Raw genomic sequence first — 23,177 nt, forward strand, 5'->3', positions numbered from 1 at the left:
ATGCAGCTGAAAGTCCACACATGGGGGTCGGCGGGGGCCGGCAGGCTCGCCATCCTCGTCCACGGCGTCATGTCCTCGGCGGGCACCTGGTGCCGCGTCGTTCCGCTGCTGGTCGAGCGCGGCTACCACGTCCTGGCCCCCGACCTGCGCGGCCACGGGGAGAGCGCGCACGCCGACTCCTACCGTGGCGAGGACTTCGCCGCCGACGTGGTGGAGTCGCTCCCCACCGGAGCCGACATCGTGATCGGCCACTCGCTCGGCGGCCGCACGCTGGCGCTCGCCGTCGACGAGCTTCGCCCCGCCAGGGCCGTCTACAGCGACCCCGCGTGGCTGCTGTCCGGCGCGAAGGCCGACGTGGAGATGATGGCCGGGTTCGCCCGCTCCACCAAGACCGTGACGGCCGAGCAGATCGCCCAGATGAACCCCCGCTGGGCGCCCGAGGACGTGGCCGCCGAGCTGGAAGGCTTCGCCGCCTGGGACCTCAAGGTGATGGACGGCGTCGGCGCCTTCGGCGACCTCGACCTCAAGGCACCCGCGGTCCCCTCCCTGGTCCAGGCGGCCGACCCGAGCTTCCTGGTCTCCAGGGAGTACGGCAGGCAGTTGGAGCAGCTCGGCTACCAGGTCACGTTCGTGCCGAACACGGGACACTGCGTCCACCGCGACGACCTCGACGGCTTCATGGCCTCGCTCGACGGCTGGATCTGACGTTTCCCCACGTCGGTCCGGGCGAAAATGTTATGATCCTTTTGTCATGAATATTCATGGCTCAGGCCGTCCTTCCGTGACGCTCACCGACGATCCGGCACGGCACCACGAGGTCTACGTCACCGCCTTCAACACCGGCGACGTCAGCGCCGTCGAGCAGGCCTACGAGGACCTCGCCGTCCTCGTCCCCGCGCCCGGCCGGCCGATGACCGGTCAGGACCGCGCCGCCGCCACCGAACACCTCCTCAGCCTGGGGCTTCCCATCCAGGCCCGCCCCCGCCACGTCTACGTCGCCGACGACATCGCGCTCCTCATCGTCGACTGGGCGATCCGCGGCACCACGCCCGACGGCAGGGACGTCCACATGGAGGGCACCGCCACCGACGTCGCCAGGCGCGGCCCCGACGGCCTCTGGCGATACGTCATCGACAACCCTTTCGGCACCGCCGCGTAATTTCTCCTTTTCACCGTCGCCCTCGTTTCGCGGGGGCGACGGTTATATCGCCGCAGTGGTGACTACCCGCGGCCAATCGGCGCGCCTATCGTTCGGATCCTGCCAAGCGGCGCGATACCCGAGAAATTGGGAGGCTCCATGTCATCGCTTTCCCGGCTGACCGTCGTCGCCATTCTCGTCGTCGCGTGGGTCGGTGGCGGAGCGAAGGCGGCCGCGGCGACGGTGAAAGCCGACGAACTCCAGCAGGACATAAGGACGGCCGTCTACGCGGTCAACCGGTTCTGGTCAGATCACTGGTCGGATTACTTCCCGGGTCAATACCGGCCGCCTCGGGTCGTGGGCGGCTACGACGGGCGCAGCCCGAACCGGCCGACGTGTTCGGGGTACAGGCTGCTGCCGTACAACGCCTCCTACTGCGCCACCCAGCACTTCATCGCCTGGGACGTCAACCTGATGAGGTTGAGCCACTCCTACGGCGACGGCCTCGTCTACCAGGTCATCTCGCACGAGTGGAGTCACGCCGTCCAGAACCGCATGCCGTACAGGCATCTGGCGTGGCAGATCGAGCTGCAGGCCGACTGCATGGGCGCGGCGGCGCTCGCGGGAGCGGCGAGGGACGGCACGCTGGTCTGGGAGCGAGGCGACAGCCAGGAGATCGCGGCGACGCTGCGGGGGCTGTCGGGTGACACGCCGTGGACGAACCCGGCGGATCACGGCAGCGCCGCCGAACGGATCGACGCGTTCAACACGGGCCTGCGGTCCGGCATGCGGGCCTGTCTCGTCTAGCTCGCGCCGGCATTCGCCTGGTGCTCGCCACGGACCAGCGCGCAGTAGTGCAGGAGTCTGTCGACCACCTTGGTGACCATGTCCGCCCGCCCTCGGCCCAGCCAGACGAAACCGGCCTTGGCCGTCTCCTGCAGAACGGGGTCGTCGGACGAGGCGACACGGTTGATGAGCGTGGCAGCGAGCACGTAGTAGCGCTGGTCGACGTTCAGGACGTCGCCCAGTTCGGGGCTGGCGAACACGCCCAGCGCGTAGCGGCAGGAGTCGAGTCCCGGGACGGTGCCCGGTTCGATCGGCCGGTTGGCCGCGTCGATGACGGACTTCTGCCAGGTCATGCGCGCATACGGACTCGCGCCGACGGTCAGCTGCCAGTTGCGCAGGATGCCGTACCCGCCGGCCGCCAGGGCGAGCGTCACGACGACGGTCACGACCGCCGCGACCACGCGGAGGGCGCCTCGGCGCGGCTCGGGAGCAGCCCTGTGTCTCCTGGCTCGCATGAGGCTGCCGCAGCCGGCGAGCACGAGTCCGGGGTAGACGGCGTAGGCGTACGTCAGCGTGGCGTAGTTGCCGATCGTGAGCGGCAGCGGGGCCCCCTGCCCCAGGCACGCTCCCGCCCGCTCCCACCCGCATTCCGCGACGGCGACATGCCCGAGGATCACCAGGCTCATCGGTACTGCCGCCGCCAGGAGCACGGTGCCCGCGTGAGCCATGGACCACCCGCCCATGCCGCGTCCGCCGATCATGACGCCGATCACCAGCGCCGCGAGAACCAGCAGGCCGACGGCCACGCCCATGGTCACGTAGACGGCGGCGAGGAACTGCCCCGTCTCCTTGTGCCGGCTGCCCTCCGTGAGCATGGGGTGGAGGGCGAAACCCGACACCGCCACGGCAACGCAGGCGATCGCCGCCGGGGCCGCGGCGCGGGCCACGCGGACGTAGGACCGCTGGAGCAGGACGGGCGCGCCGCCGTCGAGGTGGAGCCGCAGGCTCCGCCCTGGCACCGATCGCCCCCACGTCCCGGCGGCCAGCAGGTAGGCGCAGGCCAGCGCGATGGTGAGCACCAGCGGGGAGTACCTGGCCATGGTGACCAAGGTCACGGCCAGTAGGTCCCAGGTGCTGCCGGCCAGGGCGATGACCGTGATGCCGTGGAACCAGAAGCCCAGCCACGGCCCGACCACCAGCCCGGAGAGCGCCACGGTCGCCAGCGCGATCGTCCGGGGCCGGACGGAGACGGCCGTCCAGGCGGAGAAGCAGGCCTTGGCCCAGCCGAGGAACACGCGGACGATCAGCAGGAGCACGAGACAGTAGGTGAGTCCGAGGAGCGGATTCGCGAAGGCGATGGTCCAGATCCACTGCTCTGAACTCACCCTGGTCACGAACTGGCCGGCGACGACGCCCAGCGTGAAGCTGGTCGCCGCCCACCACAGAGCCGCGCCCGAGCCACGCTCTGTTGGCCGCTCGATGCCCGCCCGCCAGACGGCGACGACGACGATGCCGGAGACGAGAAGCCCGAACATCACCCCCGGCACGAAGAAGCGGAGGTCGAGCACCGCCTCTGAGTCGAGATAGGAGTAGACGGTGTAGACGGGGGCGAAGCCGAGGCCCGCGAGCAACCCGGCGGTGGCCATCTCCCACTGGTCCAGGCGCAGGAGCCTGCCGGGATCCTCGAGGACGGCCAAGCGGTACCGCTTGCCGGGGTGGTTGCCGAAGTGGCGGAGCGGCCCCCGGCTCCACCAGGTCGGCCGGTCGGTCTCGATGGCCCTGGCCATGGCGTCCTGCCGTTCGGCGGTGTCGCCCGCCCGGACGTCGGCGTGGTGCTCACGGGCGCGCAGCACCGCGGTTCGCGCCAGCCACAGCACCAGGACGAGGACGGACAGCCTGGCGCACCACGCGGGCAGCTCGGCGGGACGCCCGATCGCCATGGCGGCCACCATCGGCACGCAGGCCGTCAGCAGGAACGACCACCAGATCGCCACCGTGATGTGCGCGATGCCGACGTCACGGTTGCGGATGTGCGCCAGCTCGTGGCGGAGGACCGCCTCGACGGCGGCGGGCTTGGTGGAGTGGGCGATGACCAGCCCCATGCTCAGTGCCACCACGTGACGTCGCGGCAGCCCGAAGGCACGCCCGGTGATGCCCGGCCTGCCGGAGTCCACCAGCATCCGGATGTTCCTGCCAGGGAGCTCCTGCTCCGCGATGACGCCGAACCTGCGGACCAGGTCCGCGTGGGCGTCGCCGTCGCCGACCGTCGCCAGGGGGTCGTAGCGGAGCGCTCGCAGCGGGTGGAGCGCGTAGAGGAGCAGGGCGAAAGCCACAGGAACGGCGAGCGACGCGATGACGAGGAGAGAGCTCATCGTCGCCACCCCCGCGGCGCACTTGCCGTACCGGTCGAGGAGCAGGATCGGCTCGATCGAGCGCACGCCTGAACGCAGCGCGGACAGGCACTCCGCGTGCCGCGCGTGCTCGGGGAGATGGGCGAGCTCTCGCCAGAGCGTGACGAGGAAGCCGTTGAGGTAGAGGCAGCCGGCGACCGTCGCGGCGATCAGGATCAGGAAGCGGGACGTCGTCGACGAAGGCAGCACGAACGGGTTCAGCCGACGCCCGGGCACCGTCTCCCCCGCCGCCGTCACCTCTCGCCCGACAGGTGCCCGTAGGTGGCCTGGCGCAGGCGGAGCGCGGTGGTCCTGTCCACGCCCAGCGCGAGCGCGATGTCCTCGATCGCCTGTGCCGTCTCCTTCGCCTGGGCGGGCTCGAACACGGGAACGGCGGTCTCGGGGCCGGCGATGGGCGCGGGGCGCGGCGGGAAGAGCCTGTCCCACAGGCTCTTGGAGACCTGCTTCGAGGTGCGTTCGACGGCCTGGGTCAGCGTGTTGGTCACCGCGCCGGTGAGGACGGTCATCACGACGGGGGTCAACAGTGTCACCGCGTCGGCGAGCGAGAACCCGAGAAGGTCGTCACCGCCGCCGCGAAATGCGCGCCGCGGATTCCGCCGGGCGGCGCGAGCCACCGCGGGAAAGTATTCCGCCTCTCGCGGGGCGACTTCGGCGACAATGGCGCGGGCCACGTCGTCCAGGTGCCGAATGGATCCGCTCTCCGATTCCGCCGCCATGGTTTTCCCTCACCGGACGATTGGCCAGAGTCACCGCATGGTAGCCGCCTTATCGACGAGAACACCAGGAATCGGCATTCCGGCCGCAATGATTGGCATTCGGCGTCAAGCCCAAAAGCGCTTTCTATTTGGAGCTCCATTTCGGCTAGGGTCGGTGATCGTGGACGATTTCCGAGCCTGGTGGCAGCTCGCCCTCCTCACCCCCGCGATCGTCAGCGCGATCCTCGCCTTCCTGTCCTGCCTCACCCCCGGCGGCGACTTCCTCCTGCTGGGGATGGCGATGCTGGGGTGGATCCTGGCAGCGATCGGCTGGGCGACGAGCCCGGTCTCCTCCATCCGGCGGTCCGAAGGGGTCACGGAATTCGCCTCCGAGGGCGCCGGGTTCCTCATCCGGTGCGGTCTCGCGCACTCTCCAGGCGGACCCGCGAAGATCTCCGACGTCACGTCGGTCGATCACCTGACCGGCGACTGGTATGTCACCTGCACCGACTTCGACTGACGCGGCGCCCTGAACCACCTCAGCGACCGAGCACCCCCGCCAGGTGCCGGCGCGGTCGATGCCGTGCCTGGCGGCGTAGATCTTCGACACCGCCTCGAATTCCTCGGTCAGCCGCCGCAGGTCCATGCGCCGAAGTGTGGAGCGGTCACCGGCACGCGGGACGAGCCCGGACAATTCTCTGGTGGACATCAGACAGGGCACGACGGCCGACGCCGCGGCGGTCGCCGCGTTGCACACCAGGAGCTGGCAGACCGCCTACACCGGCATCCTTCCCGACGGGTACCTGAACGGCTCGCTCGCCGACCGGCAGGCCGACCTGTGGCGGGACAGGCTGGCAGGCGGCGGCGCCGGGCACCTGCTGATCGCCGACGCCGGTGAAGGTGTGGCGGGGTTCGCGTACCTGGTCCCCCAGGAGGACAGGGTCCTGCTGGACAACCTCCATGTCGAACCAGGGCTCAAGCGCTCCGGCATCGGCGGCGCCCTCCTGCGGCACGCGCTCGACCGGGCGGGAACGCGGGAGCTCTACCTGGAGGTCCTGAAGCGGAACACGACCGCCATCGCCTTCTACGAACGCCACGGCGGCACGAGGGCCAGGGAGTTCGTGGAGCGCTTCCCCGAGGGCTTCGAGGTGGACGTGCTGGAGTACTACTGGAGCGGGATCCGCAGCGACACTGTCCCCCGCAGGTCGAGCCACGCCTCCTGAGGCCCTCTGACCAGGCGCAGCACGACCTCCTCGCAGCCGGGGCAGCGGGCGACGAGGCCCGCCCCCTCGTAGACCCGCAGCGCGGCGACGGGACCCTGCAGGCCGCAGTTGGCACATCGGCCGACGGCGGCGGTGAGGTCCACGGCGAAGATCTCGCCCAGCGGTCCCGCGAGGGCGTTGCCGTCGAGGTGCATGTCAGCCTCCAAAGCGCTCGGTCCTGATCCGTGCCGGGTCGTGGCCGAGGTCGAGCAGCAGGTCGGCGACGGCCTCGACGAAGCCGGTCGGCCCGCACACGAACACGTCGGGTCCCGGCCCCGGCAGGTCCTCCTTGCCTATCCTGCGGCGCGGCTCGACCCGGGTGTAGAGGTGGGTGACGCTCAGCCCCTGCTCGGGCCGGTCCAGCTCGTCGCCGTAGTAGCGGGCGTCCGGGGTCCGCACCGAGTAAACCAGCTGGAAGGGGGCCGCGCTGCCTGCCTTACGGCGGGTTCTGATCATCGCCATCAGCGGCACGATCCCGGAGCCGCCCGCCACCAGCAGCACAGGCGCGGTGCCGGGGCGCCACACGAACCAGCCGCCGACGGGCCCGCGCAGCTCGATCTCGTCGCCTACGGCCAGCTCCTCGACGAGGTACGGCGAGACCTCGCCGTCGGGCAGCCCCTCCACGGTGAGCTCGACGCCTTCAGGCGTGGCGAGGGAGTAGCTGCGTTGGGCGGTGTAGCCGTCGGGGGCGGTCAGCCGTACGTCGACGTGCTGGCCTGCCAGGTGACCCGGCCAGTCCTCCACGTCGAAGATCAGCGTGCGCGCCGTCGGGGTCTCCTCGCGCGCGGCGGCCAGCCGCGCGCGCCGCCACCTAATCACCTTCGTAGCGCTGCTCGCGCCACGGGTCGCCGTAGTTGTGGTAGCCAGCCGTCTCCCAGAAGCCCGGCCAGTCCTCGTTCATGAGCCTGATGCCACGCACCCACTTGGCCGACTTCCAGAAGTACAGGTGCGGGACGACCAGCCGGGCGGGGCCGCCGTGCACGGGCTCCAGTTCCTCGCCGTCGAATCGGTGCGCGATCCACGCTTTGCCGTCGAGCAGGTCCTCGAGCGGCAGGTTGGTGGTGTAGCCGCCGTAGGAGTAGACGAGCGCGTACTCCGCCGCGGTCTCGACGTCCTCGAAGAGCACGTCGAGGGAGACGCCCTGCCAGTTCGTGTCGAACTTCGACCATTTGGTGACGCAGTGGATGTCGACCGTGGGGGTCTCCTGCGGCAGCGCCATCAACTCCTGCCAGGTCCACCGGTGAGTCTGCTCGGCCTCGGTGTCGATGGCGAACTCCCACCGCTCCAGCGGGATCCGCGGCGTCGGCCCCGCGGAGAGCACGGGAAAGTCGTGGACCTGGTACTGACCGGGCGGCAGGCGGCCGTGGTCGTCCCTGGGCCGGCCGCGGAAACCGCGCGAGATGATCCCCATATGCTCATTTTTGCCCCATGGAGGGTCAAGGGCATCGCATGAATACGTGAGGTTTCAGGTGACGGCGTAGCCGGGAACCGAGGGCCAGCGGACGGTCATGACCACCGACTCCTCCTCCGCCACCCAGGAGTGGTCGACCCCGACGCCCCACACGACGTAGTCGCCCTGCCGGTCGAGCACGACGCTGCGGCCGGGGAACTCCATCCTGAACCTGCCGCTGATCAGGACCAGCAGGGCGGTCCGCTTCTCGCCGCGCACCCATTGGGCCCGCTCGTCGCCCTTGGGATGGACGCCCCATTTGATCTCGACGTCCTCGCTGCGCCGTACCTCGCCCTCGGGCCTGAAGTGCCCCAGCAACCAGCCACGGTCACCGATCGCGTCGGCGGCGGCGTTGCCGACGTAGATGTGCTCCGTCACGAGCGGCGACGCTAACACGTGTGCGGGTAGGCTGCGCGCGTGATACGCACAGCCACCATTCATGACGTTCCTGCCATCATCGGCATGATTCGCGAGCTCGCCGACTACGAGAAGTCTCTCCACGAGGTGCGCGTCACGCACGAGCAGCTTGAAAGCGCCCTCTTCGGGCAAGAACCGGCGCTGCACGCGCACGTGGCCGAACAGGACGGCCAGGTCGTCGGCTACGCGCTGTGGTTCCTGAACTTCTCCACCTGGCGCGGCACCCACGGCATCTACCTGGAGGACCTGTACGTCCGCCCCGAGGCCAGAGGCGGCGGCCACGGCAAGGCGCTGATGGCCGAGCTTGCCAGGATCTGCGTCGAGCGCGGCTACCACCGTCTGGAATGGTCGGTCCTCGACTGGAACGAGCCCGCCATCGCCTTCTACAAGTCGATCGGCGCGATCCCGATGGACGAGTGGACCGTGTTCAGGCTGACCGACGAGGCGCTGCGGAGACTGCCTCGATAGGGTGGCCTGACGTGCGAGACATCACTGTTTTCAGCGGCAGCGCCCACCCCGAGCTGGCCGCGGAGATCTGCGCCCACCTCGGCACCCCCCTCCACCCCGTCCAACTGCACCGGTTCGCCAACGACTGCCTCGGCGTGCAACTGCAGGCCAACTGCCGCGAACGCGACGTCTTCCTCATCCAGCCCCTCGTGCCGCCCGTTCAGGAGCACCTCGTCGAGCTGCTCCTCATGATCGACGCGGCCCGTGGGGCCTCGGCGGCCCGCACCACCGTCGTGATGCCGCACTACGCCTACGCCCGCTCGGACAAGAAGGACGCCCCGCGCATCTCCATCGGCGGCCGGCTCGTCGCCGACCTCCTGGTCGCCGCGGGGGCCGACAGGGTGCTCGCCATGACCCTGCACTCGCCGCAGGTGCACGGCTTCTTCAGCGTCCCCGTCGACCATCTGCACGCGCTGCGCGAGCTGGCCTCGCACTTCCGGCGGTACGACCTGTCCAACGCCGTCGTCGTCTCCCCCGACCTGGGCAACGCGAAGGAGGCCGCCGCCTTCGCCAGGCTGCTGGGCGTCGAGGTGGCCATGGGCGCCAAGCAGCGCCTGAGCGACGACAAGGTGACGATCAGCTCGGTGATCGGCGACGTGCGCGGCAAGGACGTCATCGTGCTCGATGACGAGATCGCCCGCGGCACCACGGTGATCGAGCTCCTCGACCGGCTGCGCGAGCGCCAGGTCAACTCGGTCAGGATCGCCTGCACGCACGGCCTGTTCTCGGCGGGCGCGGTCGAGCGGCTCAGCGACCAGCCGGACGTGCTGGAGATCGTCTGCACGAACACCGTGCCCATCCCGGACGTGAAGCCCGACGGCAAGCTGCGGGTCCTGTCGATCGCGCCCGCGCTCGCCGAGGCGATGCGCCGCATCCACGAGGGCGAGTCGGTCTCCGCGCTGTTCGGCTGACCTCTTCCTGTTCCTGTACGGCACGCGGGTCATGGCCACCGTGGTCACCGGTGGCCGCCCGTCCATCACGCGCACTCCAGCGGGACTCCGCCTCCCGCCGTCACGCCGCCCGTGAACCCCGCGGCCACCAGCGCCTCCCACCGCCCGTCGACCCGCCGCGCGCAGCCGTACGATCACCGCCCTCGCCGCCGGTGAACCCGCCCCCGTCGTTACGACCCCGCTGAGCGACGACGGCCTCGTCAGCCCACCGGCTCGGCCGCGTCAGCCCAGCGTCCTGGCCAGCCTGGTCAGCCCCGCCACGATCTGGGCGGGTGTGAGCCCTCTGACCTCCCGCTGGTAGGTGTAGACGTCCGGCGCCAGCGGCGCCAGGAGCGCGTCGACGAGCGCGTCCGCCTCCCGCACGTCGCCCAGCAGCGACCGCACGTGGACGCGCCAGAACCCGTACGCGCCGGTCTCGAAGCGGGAGCGGCCCACCTCGGAGCCGAGGATCAGCGGGGCGTGCTCCTCCAGCAGGTCGACCATGGCGGCGTAGAACGCGGCCAGCCGTTCGGGGGCGGGAGCGCCGGGGCCGAGCGGGGGCTCGCCGCGGATCAGCTTCTCCTGCAGGGCGCGCTCGTGCTCGTCGAGCAGCGCCACGGCGATCGACGCCCTGTCCGGATAGCGGCGGTAGAGGGTGCCCCTGCCGACGCCCGCCGCCTTCGCGATGTCGTCCATGGTGACGTTCGGCGCGCCCTTGGTCCTGAACAGATCGGCGGCGGCCTCCAGGATCCTCGCGCGGTTGCGGGCGGCGTCTGCTCGTTCCATATGGACATGGTGTCCGGTTATGCGGTAGCTTGCAAGCGGACATGGTGTCCACTTATCTGAGGAGCCTTCATGAACCTGTTGCACCTGGACGCGAGCGCCAGGCGAGCGTCCTTCTCCCGCGAGCTGTCGAAGATCTACGCCGACACGTGGCGGGCGGCGCACCCGGACGACGGCTACGTCTACAGGGACCTGGCCGCCTCGCCCGTGCCGCACATCGGCGAGGCGTGGACGGAACTGTGCGACTACGTGCTCGCTCACGAGATCACCGACATCGGACGGTACGAGGAGGCCGTGCGCACGCCCGCGCAGAGGCAGGCGTGGGACATCCTGGAGCCGCTGCTGGCCGAGGTCGTGGCGGCGGACGTGATCCTGATCGGCACCCCGATGTACAACTTCTCGATCCCCTCGTCGTTGAAGGCCTGGCTCGACCAGATCACGTTCCCGAAGATGTCGCTCAAGGGGCGCTCGTTCGTGGTGACCAGCGCGCGCGGCGGCGCGTACGGCCCCGGCACGCCCCGCGAGCCCGTCGACCACCAGGAGCGGTACCTGCGCGACTTCTTCGCGGGACACTTCGCGGTCACCGACGTGACCTTCATCAACGCCGAGCTGGTGAACGCGCTGATCGACCCCCGCCTCGCCCACCTGCGCGAGGCACACGTCGAGTCGGTGGAACAGGCGAGGAAGGAGGCGGCACGATGAACTGGGCCATACTCGCGCTGGCGGGGCTGGTGGAGGTGGCGTGGTCGCAGAGCATCAAACCGACCCAGAACTTCACCCGCCCCATCCCGACGATCATCTCCCTGGTGCTGATGTCGGCGGCGGTGTGGCTGCTGTCGAAGGCGATGGACACGCTTCCCGTCGGCACGGCCTACGCGGTGTTCACGGGGATCGGCGCGGTCGGGGCGATCACGCTGGGAATCGTGCTGAACGACGACCCGGTGAGCGTGGGACGGCTGGCGGCGCTGGCGCTGATCGTCGGCGGCATCGTCCTGGCCCGCGTCACCGCCTGACCTCGTTCGACTGCCCCCTCGAGGCCCCGGTCGCGGCCGGGCGGAATTTCCGGGGCCCGGCCAGGCACCCACGGGGGCGAGGCCTGCTCGCCCCTGGAAAGACCACGAGATCTTCGTCCAGTTCTCCCGGATCCTCCGCGAGGCCTGCTCGCCCCTGGAAGGACCCCCACCCGACCAGGCGGGCGTCGCACCCGAACCCCGCCACTCCCCCGTGCGCCGAATCCCCCGTCCGCCGAATCCTCCGTCCGCTGAACGTCCGCCACCCGAAAGCCCGCCTCCATCCGGACCACGCGACCGGCACACCCGAACGATCACCGACAACCACCCGCTCAGCCGGGCCCCGGGAGCGAGTGGGTCAAGAGAAGGCCCGTCCGGCGATTTGTCGGAGCCCGTTAGTAGGATCGCGGACGTGGCTGATATCAGGGAGCTGTATCTGACGGCAGCGGCCTCAGCGGTCGCGTTGCTGCGTGACCCGGCGGTGGCGGTGGCCTGGAGGAAGCCCAGCGCGCTCACCGAGTTCACCGTCGCCGGTCTGGCGGGACACCTCGCCCAGCAGCTCTTCAGGGTCGAAGCGGCTCTCGGCGCCGAGGTGACGAACGCGGTCATCCCCCTGGGAGAGCACTACTCCCGCTCCGCCTGGGTCACCGCGGGCCTCGGGCACGAGTCGAACGTCAGCATCAGGCGCGGCGGCGAGGACGCGGCGGCCGAGGGGCCCGAGGCGCTGGTCGCCCGCGCCCAGGCCAATCTCGACCAGCTCACCGCCGCCCTGCGCGACGAATCCGGCGACAGGGCGCTCGGCCTGCCGTGGGCGCAGTGGTCGCTGACGCTCGACGACTTCCTGCTCACCAGGCTCGTCGAGCTGGTCGTCCACTCCGACGACCTGGCCGCGAGCATCGGCATCCCCACACCCGAACTCCCGCAGGACGTCGTCGACCCGGTGGTCGACCTGCTGGCGCGGCTCGCCGTACACCGGCACGGCCCGACGGCCGTGATCCGCGCGCTGAGCAGGGCCGAGCGCGCACCGGCGACGATAAGCGCCTTCTGACCCGGCCGCGGCCCGGACCCCGGTGAGGGCCGCGCCCTGCCACCGCGATCAGCATTTCCGTCACCAGGAAGAACGGCGCCGCCTCATCGCCGACGAGCTGCGACACGCCTCCGACGCCGCGGAGATCGCGGATCTGGACGCCGACCTGGTCGCCTACGTCCTGCCGGCTGAGTCGATCCCGCCGGCTCGGCGGCACGGAGATCCGCCTCAGGAGCCGGCGATCATGCTCATCGCGTCGGCCACGTCCCGTGCCGTCGGCGCGCTGGCCGGGTCGACCAGCCACTGCATCAGCAGTCCCGACAACATCGCCTGGTAGAAGGAGCCGAGCACGCGTGCCCGCTCAGGCTCCGCCGCGGGGTCGATCTGGCTGAAGACCTCGGCGAGCCCGAGCCTGGCGGCCTGCAGTCCGGCCGCGAGGTGCGCCCGTATCTCCGGCAGGTGGTCGATCTGCCCGACGATCTCGAACTGAGTGACCCACAGCGGCCTGAGCTCCTCGAAGGTGTCCATGACGCGCCGCCACACCGTCTCGAACCGCTCCATGGGGGTCGCGTCCTGGTCCGTCTCGCTGGTCAGCGCCACCTCCAGCGACTCGCCCCACTCCTTCATCGACTCGAACAGCGCCTCGTTGAGCAGGGTCTCCTTCGACCCGAAGTGGTAGCCGATCGCGGCCAGGCTGACTCCGGCGGCGTTGGCGATGTCGCGGGCGGTGGTGCGCGTGTAGCCCTTCTCGATCAGGCAGCGCTTCGCTCCGGCCAGCAGGTCCTCACGATTTCGTCCCATCCCCAGAATTTAGCACAAACGTCTAAGACGTTCATCCAAGCCGTGGATGATGGCCTCGAGCCCGAGCTCGAAGGCCTGCATGGCCCGCTCGGGACGCGCGCCCTTCAGCGCCACGGACAGCAGCGGCACCTCCTGCGACGACGGGTCGATCATGACATCGGGCGCGGCCAGGTCGAGCGCGGAGCCGATCGCGAACGACTCGATCGCGGTGAACACCGCCACCACCTGATCGCTCGGCCAGCCCGCCCGTTCGAGCAGGGCCACCGCCCTCTCGTACATCTCCAGCGTCCTCGGCGACCTGATCGTGGTCGTGGACAGCAACTTCGCGGTGTTGGGATGGCGGGCGAAGGCGGCCAGATCATGGCAGGCTCGGACCCCTACACCGTGATCTTCCTGTGGACGAACGGCACCGGCATCATCGGAGTCATGGTGCTGCAGGCGCTGGCCGCCCTGTCGGTGGTCGCGTTCTTCTGGAGGGACAGGCGCGGATTCGGCGCGGGACGGGTGCCGGCCGCGCCGCTGTCCGCCTTCGTCCTGCTCGCGGTGATCATCGTGCTCGTGGTGGCGAACTTCGAGCTCATCACCGGCGCGACCGGCACCGTGAACGCCCTGCTCATCCTGCCCGTCCCGCTCGTCTTCGCGCTCAGCGCGCTGCTCCCGCTGCGCATCCGCCGCCGCGACCCCTCTCGCTACGTCGTTCTCACCACGGAGGAAGCCACTCGTGCCTGATCTGCTCTTCACCAACGGCACCGTCTGGACCGGTTCGGGTTTCACAGGCGAGCTCGCCGTCTCCGGCGGGCGGATCGCGGACCGCGTCACGGACGCCACGGTGATCGACCTGGAGGGCGGCTTCCTCATGCCGTCCTTCGGCGACGGCCACGCCCATCCGCTGTTCGGCGGGCTGGAGGCGCAGGGTCCGCAGATCAAGGGCAGGACCACGGTGGAGGAGATCGTCGCGGAGGTCGCCCGCTACGCGGCGGACAACCCTGCGCTGGAGTGGATCGTCGGCGGCAGTTACGACCCGACGATCGTGCCCGGTGGCGAGTTCGACGCCCGCTGGCTGGACGCGGTGGTGTCCGACCGGCCCGTGGTGCTGCGGGCCTACGACTACCACACGGTCTGGTGCAACACCGCGGCGCTGGAGCGCGCGGGGATCGGTCCGTCGACCCCCGACCCCAGGCTCGGCTGGATCGTCCGCCGCCCCGACGGCACCCCACGCGGGACTCTCAGGGAATGGCACGCGTGCGACCTCGTACTGGACCTGGTCCCGGCCAAGTCGCTGGACGAGCTGGTCGAGGGGCTGGCGGCCGCCGGCGAGGCCATGGCCTCCGCGGGCATCACCTGGGTGCAGGACGCGTGGGTCGAGCCGTACATGGTGGAGGCCTATCTGGAAGCGGCACGGCGCGGACGGCTCGGGTTCCGCGCCAACCTGGGCTTGCGCGCCGACCCCGACGGCTGGACGTCCCAGCGCGCGCTCTTCCCCGCGCTACGCGCCCGCGTGGAAGACCACCAGGTACGGCAGGCGGGCCCCAGGCTCGTCACCGCGAACACCGTCAAATTCTTCGCCGACGGCGTCATCGAGGGCGGCACCGCCGCCATGCTGGAGCCGTACGTCGACGCCCCGCACTCCTGCGGCATGCCCGTCTGGGACCCGGCCGCGCTGGCCGAGGCGGTGGCCGCGTTCGACGCCGACGGCTTCCAGGTGCACATCCACGCGATCGGCGACAGCGGCATCCGCGCCGCCCTCGACGCGATCGAGCGGGCCGTGCGGGAGAACCCCGCATGGGACCGCCGCCCCGTCATCGCCCACACGCAGCTCGTCGCCGCCGCCGACCTGCCGCGCTTCGCCGAGCTGGGTGTCATCGCGAACTTCGAACCGCTGTGGGCCCAGCTCGACCCGCTCCAGACCGAGCTGACCGTGCCCAGGCTCGGCCCCGACCGGGCAGATCTGCAGTACCCGATGGAGACCCTGCGCGTCCTCGGAACGCCGCTGTCCTTCGGCAGCGACTGGCCGGTCAGCTCGCAGCAGCCCCTGCTGGGCATCCAGATCGCGACCACCAGGCAGACCGTGGACGGCACGCCCCCGTGGACCCCCGGCGAGCGGCTCTCACTGGAGGACGCGCTCGGCGCCTACACCTCGGGCGTGGCCTACCAGGCGTTCGGCGAGGGCGACAGGGGGACGCTGGAGGTCGGGAAGGCCGCCGACCTGGTGTGGCTGTCGGCCGATCCGCGCGAGGCGCCCCCGCTGGAGCTTCGCCACATCGAGATCCGCGGCACCTGGCTGGAGGGCAGGCGCACGCACTGACGGGTCAGAGGATCGTGTCGTCGCCGTGGCGGCCGAGGGCGCGGCCGTAGCGGCGGGACACCTCTGGCATGATCGACTCGCCGTCGGCGGCGCGCGGCAGCCCGAAGACGTACCCGGGGAAGTCGAGCTCCCGCTGCACCGCCCAGATCGCGTCGTGCCGGTCGGGCGGGAACAGCTCGGCCGGATCGCCCACCGCCACCCAGCCGATCGGCACCGTCGTGCCCTCGGCCACGGTGGTGCGCAGGTGGACGACGGCGTTGACGCGCACCTCCGCCCGTGTCCTGATCCGCGCCCCGTTGAACACCCTGGACCCGGTGGCGAGGAAGGCGTCGTCCTCGACCGCGCATCCGGTGAGGTAGGCCAGGGGGCCGACCAGGACGTGCCTGCCGAGCGTCAGCGGGTCCTGCCTGGTGCCGCGCAGCACGGCGTTCTCCATCACGATGCAGCCCTCGCCCAGCTCCACGGGCCCTCCCTCGGCGGTGAGGACGGCGCCGAACAGGACCCGGCATCCCGGCCCGACGCGCACGTCCCCGCAGAGCGTGGCGGTGGGGGCGACGTAGGCGGTCGGATCGACGGACGGGCTCTTGCCCAGATGTTCGACCAACATGAACCCATCATGCTCGACCACTAGATCAGCATGTCGACGTAGATCAGGTTGACGATGGCGTGGACGAGGATGATCACCCAGATGTTGCGGTAGCGCGCCCACAGGTAGCCCTGCATGAGCCCGAACATGCCCTGCGCCGCCACGACGGAGGCGATGCCGATGCCGACGGCCTCGGGGTCGATGTGGCTGACGTGCATCGCGGCGAACAGCAGCGCGGAGGCGAGGATCGCGGGCCATCTGCCGTACAGGACCTCCAGCCTGGTCTGCAGCCACGCCCGGTAGAAGACCTCCTCCAGCACGCCTGCCGTCAGCAGCGTGATCAGCGAGCCGATCGCGAGCGTGACCGGGTCGGGCAGGTGCTGCGTCAGCGGCGGCGACAGCGGGCTGACCTCCGCCAGCAGGAACCACGCGACGACGGCGGGCAGCGGCGCCAGCCAGGTCACCGGTCTGGGGACGGACCTGGCCGCCGGGCCGTCCCCCCTGATCAGCCTGAAGCCGACCAGCGGCACGACCAGCAGGATCGCGATCTTGGCGACAGGGTAGAGCAGGCCGCGGCCGACCAGCGCCACCGCGACGGGGAAGGCGACCGCCGCCGCGAGCAGCAGCCACGTCTCCCTGACCAGGCGGGGCCGCGGCAGGCCGGCCAGCGGCTGCGGCACCGCCGCGCGCGGCGCCACGAGCATGGCCAGGATCACCGCGGCCAGCGGTGGCAGCAGCGCCGCCCACAGGGTGGCGCCCGTGGCGCCGGGATCGGCCGACTGGCGGATCACGGTGGTGCCGGTGAGGATCAGCGACGCGTAGGCCAGGACGAACACCGCCAGGCCCGCCCCCGTCAAGAGGCCGGTTCTCGACATGTGTTTCATGATTGTCCCGGCTCCGGCCCGATTCCTCCTGCCGTGGAACCAGCCGGACGTCATCCCTTGTGTTGACGCGGCCATGCCCGACGCCGGCGGGCGAGCGCCGCCACGCCGGCCCTGTGCGTCACGCCGTCCGGTTCATCCGAGGGCGACCTCGTCAGGGATCGACCTGTTCGCGAAGTAGCAGGCCGCCTGAGCCTCGGCTACGGCAGGCAGCACCTGCAGCGGCTCCGACCTGCACAGGCCGTCCACGCCGGCCGACGCCGCCGCGCCCGACGCCAGCACCTGGCAGCGCGCGTGGAAGCGGCACCCGCCAGGGATGCGCGTCGGGTCCGGGGGCTCGCCGGTCAGCACCACCCTCTCGGGCGATTCCGGCAGCACCGAGAGCAGTGCCTGCGTGTAGGGGTGCTTGGGCGCCTTCAGCACCTCTTCGACAGGTCCCGACTCGACGATCCTGCCCAGGTACATCACCGCGACCCGGTCGGCGATGTTCCAGGCCAGCCCGAGGTCGTGGGTGACGACCAGCGCGGAGAGCCCGAGGTCGGCGCGCAGCTTGAGCAGCAGCGCGAGGATCTCGCCGCGGACGCTGGCGTCCAGGGAGGCGACGGGCTCGTCGGCGACCAGCAGGCGGGGGTTCAGCGCGAGCGCGCCCGCGATGACCACGCGCTGGCGCTGGCCGCCGGACAGCTCGTGCGGGTAGCGGAGGAAGAACCGCTCGGGTGGTCTGAGGCCCGCCCTGGCCAACGCGTCGGAGACGACCTGCTCCTCGTTGGCCAGACCGTGGATGCGCGGGCCCTCGGCGACCGCCTCGTAGACGGTGTGCCTGGGGTTCAGCGAGCCCATCGGGTCCTGCAGGACGAGCTGGGCCTCGCGGCGGTAGGCCTTGAGCGCCTTGGAGCCGTAGGTGAGGGGCTGCCCGCCGTAAAGGACGGTGCCGCTGGTGGGGCGTTCGAGGCCGAGCAGGGTGCGGGCGAGCGTGGTCTTGCCGCATCCGGACTCGCCGACCAGGGCCACGATCTCGCCCTCGCCGACGGCCAGGTTGACACCGTCGACGGCGCGGGCGCGCCGCCCCCTCGAGGCGAACTCGACACGCAGGTCCCGCGCTTCCAGGAGCGTCGTGGTCATGGGATCTCCTTGGCGCGGCTGGACGGAACCCGCTCGTCATCACGGGCCACCGCCGTTTCGGGGGCTGCCGGGACGGCCTCCTCGCCGGTCTCCTCGGACGGGTGAGCCGCCTGCTCGGGGGACGACGGAGCGGCCTCCTCCACCTGCTCGGGGGACGGGTGAGCCGCCTCCTCCTCGGTCCGCTCGGGGGACGGCGGAGCGGCGGGGGTCGCGCCCGCGGTCAGGTCGGGGCGGACGTGGACGCAGGCGGCGGTGTGCGGGCCCGCGTCCGCGTCGCCCGCCGGCCACAGCTCGACGTCCAGCGACGAGCACACGTCCAGCGCGACAGGGCAGCGGGGGTGGAACGAGCACCCCGACGGCAGGTCCATCGGGTCGGGCGGGTCGCCGCCGAGCCCCTTGGGCGCCATCCGGGAGACGGGGTCGCCGACAGTGGGGAAGGCGGCGGCCAGCGCCTTGCTGTAAGGGTGGCTGGCGGCGTGGAACACCTCGTGCGAGGGCCCGTTCTCGACGATCCGGCCCGCGTACATGACCGCCAGGCGATCACACATGTCCGCCAGGACCGACAAGTCGTGAGAAATCATGACCAGGGAGATGCCGTGTGACGCGATCAGCTCCTTGATCAGCGTCAGGACCTGGGCCTGGACCATCACGTCCAGTGCCGTCGTCGGCTCGTCGGCGATGATCAGTCGTGGCGAGCACGCCAGCGCCATCGCGATCATCACCCGCTGCCGCTGCCCGCCGGACAGCTCGTGCGGATAGCTTCGCGCCCGCCAGCCCGGCAGCCCGACCTGCTCCAGGAGCTCGGCCACCCGCGTCCGCGCCTGGGACGGCTGGGCGAGCCCGTGCACCAGCAGCGGTTCAGCGATCTGCTCGCCGATGCGCCGCACCGGGTTGAGCCCGTGCTGGGCCCCCTGGAACACGATGGAGGCCTCGGCCCAGCGCACCGCGCGCAGCCGCCCCCACTTCATGGCCAGCACGTCCTCGCCGTCGAGCAGGATCCTGCCGTCGACGCGGGCGTCGCGCGGCAACAGCCGCAGCAACGCCATGGCCAGCGTCGACTTGCCGGAACCCGACTCGCCGGCGATCCCCAGCGCCTCACCGGCTGCCAGCGACAGCGAGACCCCGCGGACCGCGGGCACCTCGCCCGAGGCGATGGAGTACGTCACCGAGACGTCCTCGAGTGACAACACGTTCATCGGCTGACCCCCCGGAGGCGTGGGTTGAGCACGGCCTCCATCGCCCGCCCGCACAGCGTGAACGCCAGCACGACCGCGACGATGCAGAGACCGGGAGCGAGGATGTACCACCAGGCGCCGGCCGTGGCCGCGCCCCAGTCGTAGGATCCGCGCAGCAGCTGACCCCACGACGCCTGACCCGAGTCGGCGCCGAGGAAGGCGAGCGTCGACTCGGCGACGATCGCGCTGGCCACCTGCAGGGTGGTGTTGGCCAGGACGAGCGGCGCGACGTTCGGCAGGACGTGGCGGCTCATCACGTGCCAGTGCCCGGCACCGAGCGCGCGCGATCTCTCGATGTACGGCCTGGCCTCGACGGCCAGCGTCTGGGCCCTGATCAGCCTGGCCGTGGAGGCCCACGAGGTGATGCCGATCGCCAGGATGATCGTCGAGGTGCTGCCGCCGAGGATCGCCGACAGGACCAGCGCCAGCACCAGCGAGGGCAGGACGAGGAACCAGTCGGTGACCCGCATCAGCGCGGCCGACGCCCAGCCCCTGAAGTGTCCCGCCGCGATGCCGACGACCGTGCCGATCACCATGCTGAGCAGCGCGGACATGAACCCGATGAGCAGCGAGACGCGCGAGCCCCACAGGATCATGAGCAGGATCGAGCGCCCCGACTCGTCGGTGCCGAGCAGGAAGTCGAGGCTCGGCGGGGCCATCTTGGCGCCGGTCGCCTTGGTGACGTCCATGCCCGAAGGGTCGGTGACCAGCGGCGTGATCAGCGCGAGCACGACGAAGACCGCCAGGACGGCGGCGCCGATCACGCCTGCCCTGTGCCGGCGGTACTGCTGCCAGAACCGGGCGAGCGAGGAGCGCCTGCGCGCCCACGTCACGGAGCTCATGCCGACCTCACCCTCGGGTCAAGGACGTGGTAGGCCACGTCGGCCAGCGTGTTCATGATGATCACCGCGACGCAGACGACCATGAACGTGCCCTGCATGACCGCGAAGTCAGGCCCCTTGATCGCCTCGTAGAACAGCAGGCCGAGGCCGGGCCATGAGTACACGGTCTCGACGGAGACCGCGCCGCCCACCACGAAGCCGATGTGGATGAAGACGAGCGTCACGGTCGGAAGAAGCGCGTTCGGCACGGCGTGCCGCCGCCGTACCATGTCGTCGCGCAGCCCCTTGGCGCGCGCGGTGGTCACGTAGTCCTGGCCGATCTCGTCGAGCAGCGAGGAGCGCATGACCAGCAGGTACTGCGCGTAGACGACGGCGACCAGCGTGAGGCACGGCAGGACCATGTGGTGGCCGACGTCGAGCAGGTAGGCGAAGCCGTCGGGCGCGTCGACGCTCTCCATGCCACGCGTGGGGAACAGCCCGGGAATCGGCCCGATGCCCGCGCCGAGGACCATGAGCAGCAGCAGGCCGAGCCAGAACGTCGGCACCGACCACAGCACGAGCGAGACGCCGGTGGAGAAGCGGTCGAGGCGGCCGCCGTGGTTCCATGCGGCACGCGTGCCCTGCCACAGGCCGAGGCTGACCGCGATGAGCAGGCCGACGCCGGTCAGCAGCAGCGTGGGGCCGAACCGCTCGCCGATCAGGTCGGTGACCGGCCGCTTGTACTCGTAGGAGGTGCCGAGGTCGAACTGGAGCGTCCGCAGCACGAAGTCGACGAACTGCTGCAGCAGCGGCTTGTCGAGGCCCATCTGCCTGCGCAGCAGGTCGATCTGCTCGGGGCTGAGCGGCACGTCGCGCGTGTAGGCGATGACCGGGTCCCCGGGGATGAGGCGGAACAGGAAGAACGTCGCGACGATCACCATCGCGATGCTGAGCAGTGCCCCGCCGAGCTTGGTGGTGGCGTACCTGAGCGTGCCCCTGTAGGCGGGCCGATCCTCGCCGGGGCCCGCCGCCGTCTGGACGGCGGCGGGCTCGGTTTCGAGCGGAGTGGCCATTATTCGCGTTCGTCCGAGGTGCTCTTACGCCGCCTGGCCAGGAAGAAGCCGCCGGCGCCCACGACGACCACGGCCGCCACGACACCGATGATCAGGCCGGTGTTGGAGCCGCCGCCACCGCTGCCGCCCGAACCGCCGGAGGCCACGGCCTTGGCGTCCAGGGTCACCATCGGGTAGCCGCTGGCGCCGCCGTACAGGATGCCCTCGCCCTGCCTGCCCGCCGGGATCGGGGTGATGCTGGTGATCCGGTCCTTGCGGTACAGCTCCAGGTTGTTCGGGTAGTAGAGCGCGATGACCGGCGCGTCGGTGTAGAGGCGCTGCTGCATCTGCTTGATCATGTCAGCGCGCTTGGTGGTGTCGAGCTCCTTGAGCTGCGACTGGTAGAGCTCCTCGTACTGCTTGTCGCAGTAGAAGGACTCGGTGCCGCCGCCCTCGCCCGACGGGGTGGGCCGCCTGCTGCACAGGTGCGTGGCCAGGACCTCCTCGGGGTCGGGGTTGACCGACCAGCCGCTGATCGCGATGTCGAACAGGGCGGTGCTGCCGGTCTCCTCGGTGAACTTGTTGGAGTCGAGCTTGCGCGTGGTCAGCGTGATGCCGATCTCCTTGAACCACCCGGTGAGGAACTGGGCGAGCTTGTCCTCGGTCGGGGTGTCGGTGTGGATGCTGAAGCGCATCTCCAGCTTCCGCTTGCCGTCGGGCATCGTGCGGACGCCGTCGGCGCCCTTCTTGTAACCGGCCTCGTCGAGGATCTGGTTGGCCTTGGCCAGGTCGAAGGTGACCTTCTCGTCACCGGTGGCCTGCCAGAAGAAGTCGGTGTACATCGGGGGCACGATCGAGCCGTCGGCCGGCACCGCCAGGCCGTTCTGGACCTGGTCGACGAGCGCCTTCTTGTCGATCGCGTAGTGGATGGCCTGGCGGACCTTCGGGTCCTTCAGCGCCGGGTGGCCGTCACCGACCGGCTTGTCGTCGGACGTGGTGGCGCCGTGGTTGATCTGCAGGTACGCGGCGCGGCGGCCGGGGGTGTTCCACTGCGTGATGTTCGGGTCGCCGGCGCCCGCCTCGAACTGCGGCGCCGCCAGGCGGCCGATCAGGTCGATGTCGCCCTTCTTGAGGCCGGCGATGGCGGCCTCGGGGTTCTCGTAGAAGATGACCTGCAGCTCGTCGATCTTGGGCTTGCCCTGCCAGTAGTCAGGGTTGGCCTTGAGCTTGACGTAGCTGTCCTTCTTGTGCTCGATCGGGATGTACGCGCCGTTGGTGACGGCGGGGTAGGTCTCGTTCTCGAACGTGGCCATGTCGCCGACCTTCTCCCAGATGTGCTTGGGCACGATCGGGATCGGGTTCGACAGCATCGACGCCTGGGGCGCCTTGGTCTTGATGACCAGGGTCCTGTCGTCGGTGGCGGTGACCGAGGCGAAGTTCTCCACGGCGGGACCGTTGCCGGTCTTGGCCGCGTCATCCGTCATGATCTTGTTGAAGGTCCAGGCGGCGTCCTGGGCGGTGACCGGCTGGCCGTCCGACCACTTGGCCTGCCGGATCTTGAACGTCCAGGTGAGCCCGTCGGCGGACGATTCCCACGACTCCGCCAGGTCCGGGCTGGGCTGCAGGGTCTTGGGGTCGGGGGTGGTGAGGAACATGTACGTCCACCGCTGGAGCTGGCCCGCGATCAGCCGTACCGCCAGGAACGGGTTCATCGAGTCGACCGACTGGATCGAGCCGATCCTGACGGTCTTCTTGCCCGTCGTGGCGGGATCCGCCTGCGCGGCGGTGACCGGTGCCGCCAGTGCTAGAGCCACCCCGAGCGCCGTCAGGCGCGCGAGCCATTTACCCATTGGTGCCTCACTCTCAGGCAAGGGGGAGACCTGTTGTAGAGAAAGGCACACCATCGCAACATCGTGTGTCAACGAGAGACGGAAAATTGTTTCACTCTCGTTTCCATCA

At 70.4% G+C, this 23,177-nt stretch carries 27 protein-coding genes and 1 pseudogene; 12 read left to right on the forward strand and 16 right to left on the reverse strand.

What is annotated here, in order from left to right; translation table 11 throughout:
• From ACFSKW_RS04810 to ACFSKW_RS04820, 3 genes are all read left to right on the forward strand, one after another.
• Positions 1-705: an alpha/beta fold hydrolase gene (locus tag ACFSKW_RS04810; protein WP_379569529.1), complete on the forward strand. Its 705-nt coding sequence runs from the start codon at positions 1-3 to the stop codon at positions 703-705.
• A gap of 46 nt (positions 706-751) precedes the next feature.
• Complete coding sequence (locus ACFSKW_RS04815; protein WP_379569530.1) at positions 752-1,159, forward strand: YybH family protein; 408 nt, start codon at positions 752-754, stop codon at positions 1,157-1,159.
• A 138-nt stretch (positions 1,160-1,297) separates the two neighbouring features.
• Entirely contained in the window at positions 1,298-1,945 is a 648-nt protein-coding gene (locus ACFSKW_RS04820; protein WP_379569532.1) for a neutral zinc metallopeptidase, read from the forward strand.
• On the opposite strand, the gene ACFSKW_RS04825 is transcribed toward ACFSKW_RS04820, so the two are convergent.
• A complete protein-coding gene (locus ACFSKW_RS04825; protein ID WP_379569534.1) occupies positions 1,942-4,551 on the reverse strand; it encodes a M48 family metalloprotease in 2,610 nt (869 codons plus the stop codon). The genes ACFSKW_RS04820 and ACFSKW_RS04825 overlap by 4 nt on opposite strands.
• A 17-nt stretch (positions 4,552-4,568) precedes the next feature.
• Positions 4,569-5,051, reverse strand: a complete 483-nt coding sequence (locus ACFSKW_RS04830; RefSeq protein WP_379569536.1) for a hypothetical protein — start codon at positions 5,049-5,051, stop codon at positions 4,569-4,571.
• 160 nt (positions 5,052-5,211) lie between these two features.
• On the opposite strand from ACFSKW_RS04830, the gene ACFSKW_RS04835 reads away from it, so the two are divergent.
• Positions 5,212-5,550: a hypothetical protein gene (locus ACFSKW_RS04835; RefSeq protein WP_379569538.1), complete on the forward strand. Its 339-nt coding sequence runs from the start codon at positions 5,212-5,214 to the stop codon at positions 5,548-5,550.
• A gap of 181 nt (positions 5,551-5,731) precedes the next feature.
• Positions 5,732-6,253 (forward strand): GNAT family N-acetyltransferase, encoded by a 522-nt coding sequence (locus tag ACFSKW_RS04840; protein WP_465264722.1) that lies wholly within the window; start codon positions 5,732-5,734, stop codon positions 6,251-6,253.
• On the opposite strand, the gene ACFSKW_RS04845 is transcribed toward ACFSKW_RS04840, so the two are convergent.
• The 4 genes from ACFSKW_RS04845 to ACFSKW_RS04860 are packed head-to-tail and all read right to left on the reverse strand — an operon-like array spanning position 6,196 to position 8,120.
• Positions 6,196-6,447: a DUF6510 family protein gene (locus ACFSKW_RS04845; RefSeq protein ID WP_379569542.1), complete on the reverse strand. Its 252-nt coding sequence runs from the start codon at positions 6,445-6,447 to the stop codon at positions 6,196-6,198. The genes ACFSKW_RS04840 and ACFSKW_RS04845 overlap by 58 nt on opposite strands.
• A gap of 1 nt (position 6,448) precedes the next feature.
• Positions 6,449-7,111, reverse strand: coding sequence for a ferredoxin reductase (locus ACFSKW_RS04850; RefSeq protein WP_379569544.1), 663 nt, complete (start codon positions 7,109-7,111; stop codon positions 6,449-6,451).
• A complete protein-coding gene (locus ACFSKW_RS04855; protein WP_379569546.1) occupies positions 7,104-7,703 on the reverse strand; it encodes a sulfite oxidase-like oxidoreductase in 600 nt (199 codons plus the stop codon). Before ACFSKW_RS04855 ends, ACFSKW_RS04850 begins: the two co-directional genes overlap by 8 nt.
• Before the next feature lie 54 nt (positions 7,704-7,757).
• A complete protein-coding gene (locus tag ACFSKW_RS04860; RefSeq protein ID WP_379569548.1) occupies positions 7,758-8,120 on the reverse strand; it encodes a cupin domain-containing protein in 363 nt (120 codons plus the stop codon).
• 39 nt (positions 8,121-8,159) lie between these two features.
• Between ACFSKW_RS04860 and ACFSKW_RS04865 the strand changes: the two genes are divergently transcribed.
• A complete protein-coding gene (locus ACFSKW_RS04865) occupies positions 8,160-8,627 on the forward strand; it encodes a GNAT family N-acetyltransferase (protein ID WP_379569550.1) in 468 nt (155 codons plus the stop codon).
• Between the two features lie 11 nt (positions 8,628-8,638).
• A complete protein-coding gene (locus ACFSKW_RS04870; protein WP_379569552.1) occupies positions 8,639-9,577 on the forward strand; it encodes a ribose-phosphate diphosphokinase in 939 nt (312 codons plus the stop codon).
• A gap of 261 nt (positions 9,578-9,838) precedes the next feature.
• Here the strand turns inward: ACFSKW_RS04870 and ACFSKW_RS04875 are convergent, their stop codons facing one another.
• On the reverse strand, positions 9,839-10,381 hold the full coding sequence (locus ACFSKW_RS04875; RefSeq protein ID WP_379569554.1) for a TetR/AcrR family transcriptional regulator: 543 nt from the start codon (positions 10,379-10,381) through the stop codon (positions 9,839-9,841).
• Positions 10,382-10,450: 69 nt separating this feature from the next.
• On the opposite strand from ACFSKW_RS04875, the gene ACFSKW_RS04880 reads away from it, so the two are divergent.
• The 3 genes from ACFSKW_RS04880 to ACFSKW_RS04890 all read left to right on the forward strand — a co-directional run bounded on the left by ACFSKW_RS04880 (position 10,451) and on the right by ACFSKW_RS04890 (position 12,436).
• Complete coding sequence (locus ACFSKW_RS04880) at positions 10,451-11,080, forward strand: FMN-dependent NADH-azoreductase (protein ID WP_379569556.1); 630 nt, start codon at positions 10,451-10,453, stop codon at positions 11,078-11,080.
• Positions 11,077-11,391: a DMT family transporter gene (locus ACFSKW_RS04885; RefSeq protein WP_379569558.1), complete on the forward strand. Its 315-nt coding sequence runs from the start codon at positions 11,077-11,079 to the stop codon at positions 11,389-11,391. Before ACFSKW_RS04880 ends, ACFSKW_RS04885 begins: the two co-directional genes overlap by 4 nt.
• A gap of 409 nt (positions 11,392-11,800) precedes the next feature.
• On the forward strand, positions 11,801-12,436 hold the full coding sequence (locus ACFSKW_RS04890) for a maleylpyruvate isomerase N-terminal domain-containing protein (RefSeq protein ID WP_379569560.1): 636 nt from the start codon (positions 11,801-11,803) through the stop codon (positions 12,434-12,436).
• Between the two features lie 207 nt (positions 12,437-12,643).
• Here the strand turns inward: ACFSKW_RS04890 and ACFSKW_RS04895 are convergent, their stop codons facing one another.
• Together ACFSKW_RS04895 and ACFSKW_RS04900 are read right to left on the reverse strand one after the other, a co-directional pair.
• Positions 12,644-13,216, reverse strand: a complete 573-nt coding sequence (locus ACFSKW_RS04895) for a TetR/AcrR family transcriptional regulator (protein WP_379569562.1) — start codon at positions 13,214-13,216, stop codon at positions 12,644-12,646.
• A gap of 9 nt (positions 13,217-13,225) precedes the next feature.
• Complete coding sequence (locus ACFSKW_RS04900) at positions 13,226-13,537, reverse strand: TetR/AcrR family transcriptional regulator C-terminal domain-containing protein (protein ID WP_379569564.1); 312 nt, start codon at positions 13,535-13,537, stop codon at positions 13,226-13,228.
• 15 nt (positions 13,538-13,552) lie between these two features.
• Between ACFSKW_RS04900 and ACFSKW_RS04905 the strand changes: the two genes are divergently transcribed.
• Complete coding sequence (locus tag ACFSKW_RS04905; protein WP_379569566.1) at positions 13,553-13,945, forward strand: hypothetical protein; 393 nt, start codon at positions 13,553-13,555, stop codon at positions 13,943-13,945.
• Positions 13,938-15,521: an amidohydrolase gene (locus tag ACFSKW_RS04910; protein WP_379569568.1), complete on the forward strand. Its 1,584-nt coding sequence runs from the start codon at positions 13,938-13,940 to the stop codon at positions 15,519-15,521. Before ACFSKW_RS04905 ends, ACFSKW_RS04910 begins: the two co-directional genes overlap by 8 nt.
• A gap of 4 nt (positions 15,522-15,525) precedes the next feature.
• On the opposite strand, the gene ACFSKW_RS04915 is transcribed toward ACFSKW_RS04910, so the two are convergent.
• The 7 genes and pseudogenes from ACFSKW_RS04915 to ACFSKW_RS04945 form a co-directional block, all read right to left on the reverse strand.
• On the reverse strand, positions 15,526-16,128 hold the full coding sequence (locus ACFSKW_RS04915; RefSeq protein ID WP_379569570.1) for a gamma carbonic anhydrase family protein: 603 nt from the start codon (positions 16,126-16,128) through the stop codon (positions 15,526-15,528).
• Positions 16,129-16,148: 20 nt separating this feature from the next.
• On the reverse strand, positions 16,149-16,982 hold the full coding sequence (locus ACFSKW_RS04920; protein WP_379569572.1) for a CPBP family intramembrane glutamic endopeptidase: 834 nt from the start codon (positions 16,980-16,982) through the stop codon (positions 16,149-16,151).
• Between the two features lie 141 nt (positions 16,983-17,123).
• Positions 17,124-18,110 carry an ABC transporter ATP-binding protein gene (locus ACFSKW_RS04925; protein ID WP_379569574.1) on the reverse strand — a complete coding sequence of 329 codons (987 nt, stop codon included), beginning with the start codon at positions 18,108-18,110 and terminating at the stop codon, positions 17,124-17,126.
• 206 nt (positions 18,111-18,316) lie between these two features.
• A pseudogene (locus ACFSKW_RS04930) lies at positions 18,317-19,306 on the reverse strand (ABC transporter ATP-binding protein); the annotation flags it as partial.
• On the reverse strand, positions 19,303-20,187 hold the full coding sequence (locus ACFSKW_RS04935) for an ABC transporter permease (RefSeq protein WP_379569576.1): 885 nt from the start codon (positions 20,185-20,187) through the stop codon (positions 19,303-19,305). The gene ACFSKW_RS04935 and the pseudogene ACFSKW_RS04930, both read right to left, overlap by 4 nt.
• On the reverse strand, positions 20,184-21,242 hold the full coding sequence (locus tag ACFSKW_RS04940; protein ID WP_379569737.1) for an ABC transporter permease: 1,059 nt from the start codon (positions 21,240-21,242) through the stop codon (positions 20,184-20,186). The genes ACFSKW_RS04935 and ACFSKW_RS04940 overlap by 4 nt, the downstream gene beginning before the upstream one ends.
• Complete coding sequence (locus ACFSKW_RS04945; RefSeq protein WP_379569578.1) at positions 21,239-23,068, reverse strand: ABC transporter substrate-binding protein; 1,830 nt, start codon at positions 23,066-23,068, stop codon at positions 21,239-21,241. The genes ACFSKW_RS04940 and ACFSKW_RS04945 overlap by 4 nt, the downstream gene beginning before the upstream one ends.
• Between the last annotated feature and the right edge of the window lie 109 nt (positions 23,069-23,177).

Origin of the sequence: Nonomuraea mangrovi, assembly GCF_042681425.1 — a bacterium.
GTDB classification, from domain to species: Bacteria; Actinomycetota; Actinomycetes; order Streptosporangiales; family Streptosporangiaceae; genus Nonomuraea; species Nonomuraea mangrovi.

Excerpts from the sequence above, each read along its gene's own strand:
- ACFSKW_RS04915 (WP_379569570.1), bottom strand. The coding sequence starts at position 16,128 with ATGTTGGTCGAACATCTGGGCAAGAGCCCGTCCGTCGATCCGACCGCC.
- ACFSKW_RS04895 (WP_379569562.1), bottom strand. The coding sequence starts at position 13,216 with ATGGGACGAAATCGTGAGGACCTGCTGGCCGGAGCGAAGCGCTGCCTG.
- ACFSKW_RS04925 (WP_379569574.1), bottom strand. The coding sequence starts at position 18,110 with ATGACCACGACGCTCCTGGAAGCGCGGGACCTGCGTGTCGAGTTCGCC.
- ACFSKW_RS04905 (WP_379569566.1), top strand. The coding sequence starts at position 13,553 with ATGGCGGGCGAAGGCGGCCAGATCATGGCAGGCTCGGACCCCTACACC.
- ACFSKW_RS04830 (WP_379569536.1), bottom strand. The coding sequence starts at position 5,051 with ATGGCGGCGGAATCGGAGAGCGGATCCATTCGGCACCTGGACGACGTG.
- ACFSKW_RS04885 (WP_379569558.1), top strand. The coding sequence starts at position 11,077 with ATGAACTGGGCCATACTCGCGCTGGCGGGGCTGGTGGAGGTGGCGTGG.
- ACFSKW_RS04855 (WP_379569546.1), bottom strand. The coding sequence starts at position 7,703 with ATGGGGATCATCTCGCGCGGTTTCCGCGGCCGGCCCAGGGACGACCAC.
- ACFSKW_RS04820 (WP_379569532.1), top strand. The coding sequence starts at position 1,298 with ATGTCATCGCTTTCCCGGCTGACCGTCGTCGCCATTCTCGTCGTCGCG.
- ACFSKW_RS04815 (WP_379569530.1), top strand. The coding sequence starts at position 752 with ATGAATATTCATGGCTCAGGCCGTCCTTCCGTGACGCTCACCGACGAT.
- ACFSKW_RS04875 (WP_379569554.1), bottom strand. The coding sequence starts at position 10,381 with ATGGAACGAGCAGACGCCGCCCGCAACCGCGCGAGGATCCTGGAGGCC.
- ACFSKW_RS04845 (WP_379569542.1), bottom strand. The coding sequence starts at position 6,447 with ATGCACCTCGACGGCAACGCCCTCGCGGGACCGCTGGGCGAGATCTTC.
- ACFSKW_RS04880 (WP_379569556.1), top strand. The coding sequence starts at position 10,451 with ATGAACCTGTTGCACCTGGACGCGAGCGCCAGGCGAGCGTCCTTCTCC.
- ACFSKW_RS04935 (WP_379569576.1), bottom strand. The coding sequence starts at position 20,187 with ATGAGCTCCGTGACGTGGGCGCGCAGGCGCTCCTCGCTCGCCCGGTTC.
- ACFSKW_RS04945 (WP_379569578.1), bottom strand. The coding sequence starts at position 23,068 with ATGGGTAAATGGCTCGCGCGCCTGACGGCGCTCGGGGTGGCTCTAGCA.
- ACFSKW_RS04920 (WP_379569572.1), bottom strand. The coding sequence starts at position 16,982 with ATGTCGAGAACCGGCCTCTTGACGGGGGCGGGCCTGGCGGTGTTCGTC.
- ACFSKW_RS04810 (WP_379569529.1), top strand. The coding sequence starts at position 1 with ATGCAGCTGAAAGTCCACACATGGGGGTCGGCGGGGGCCGGCAGGCTC.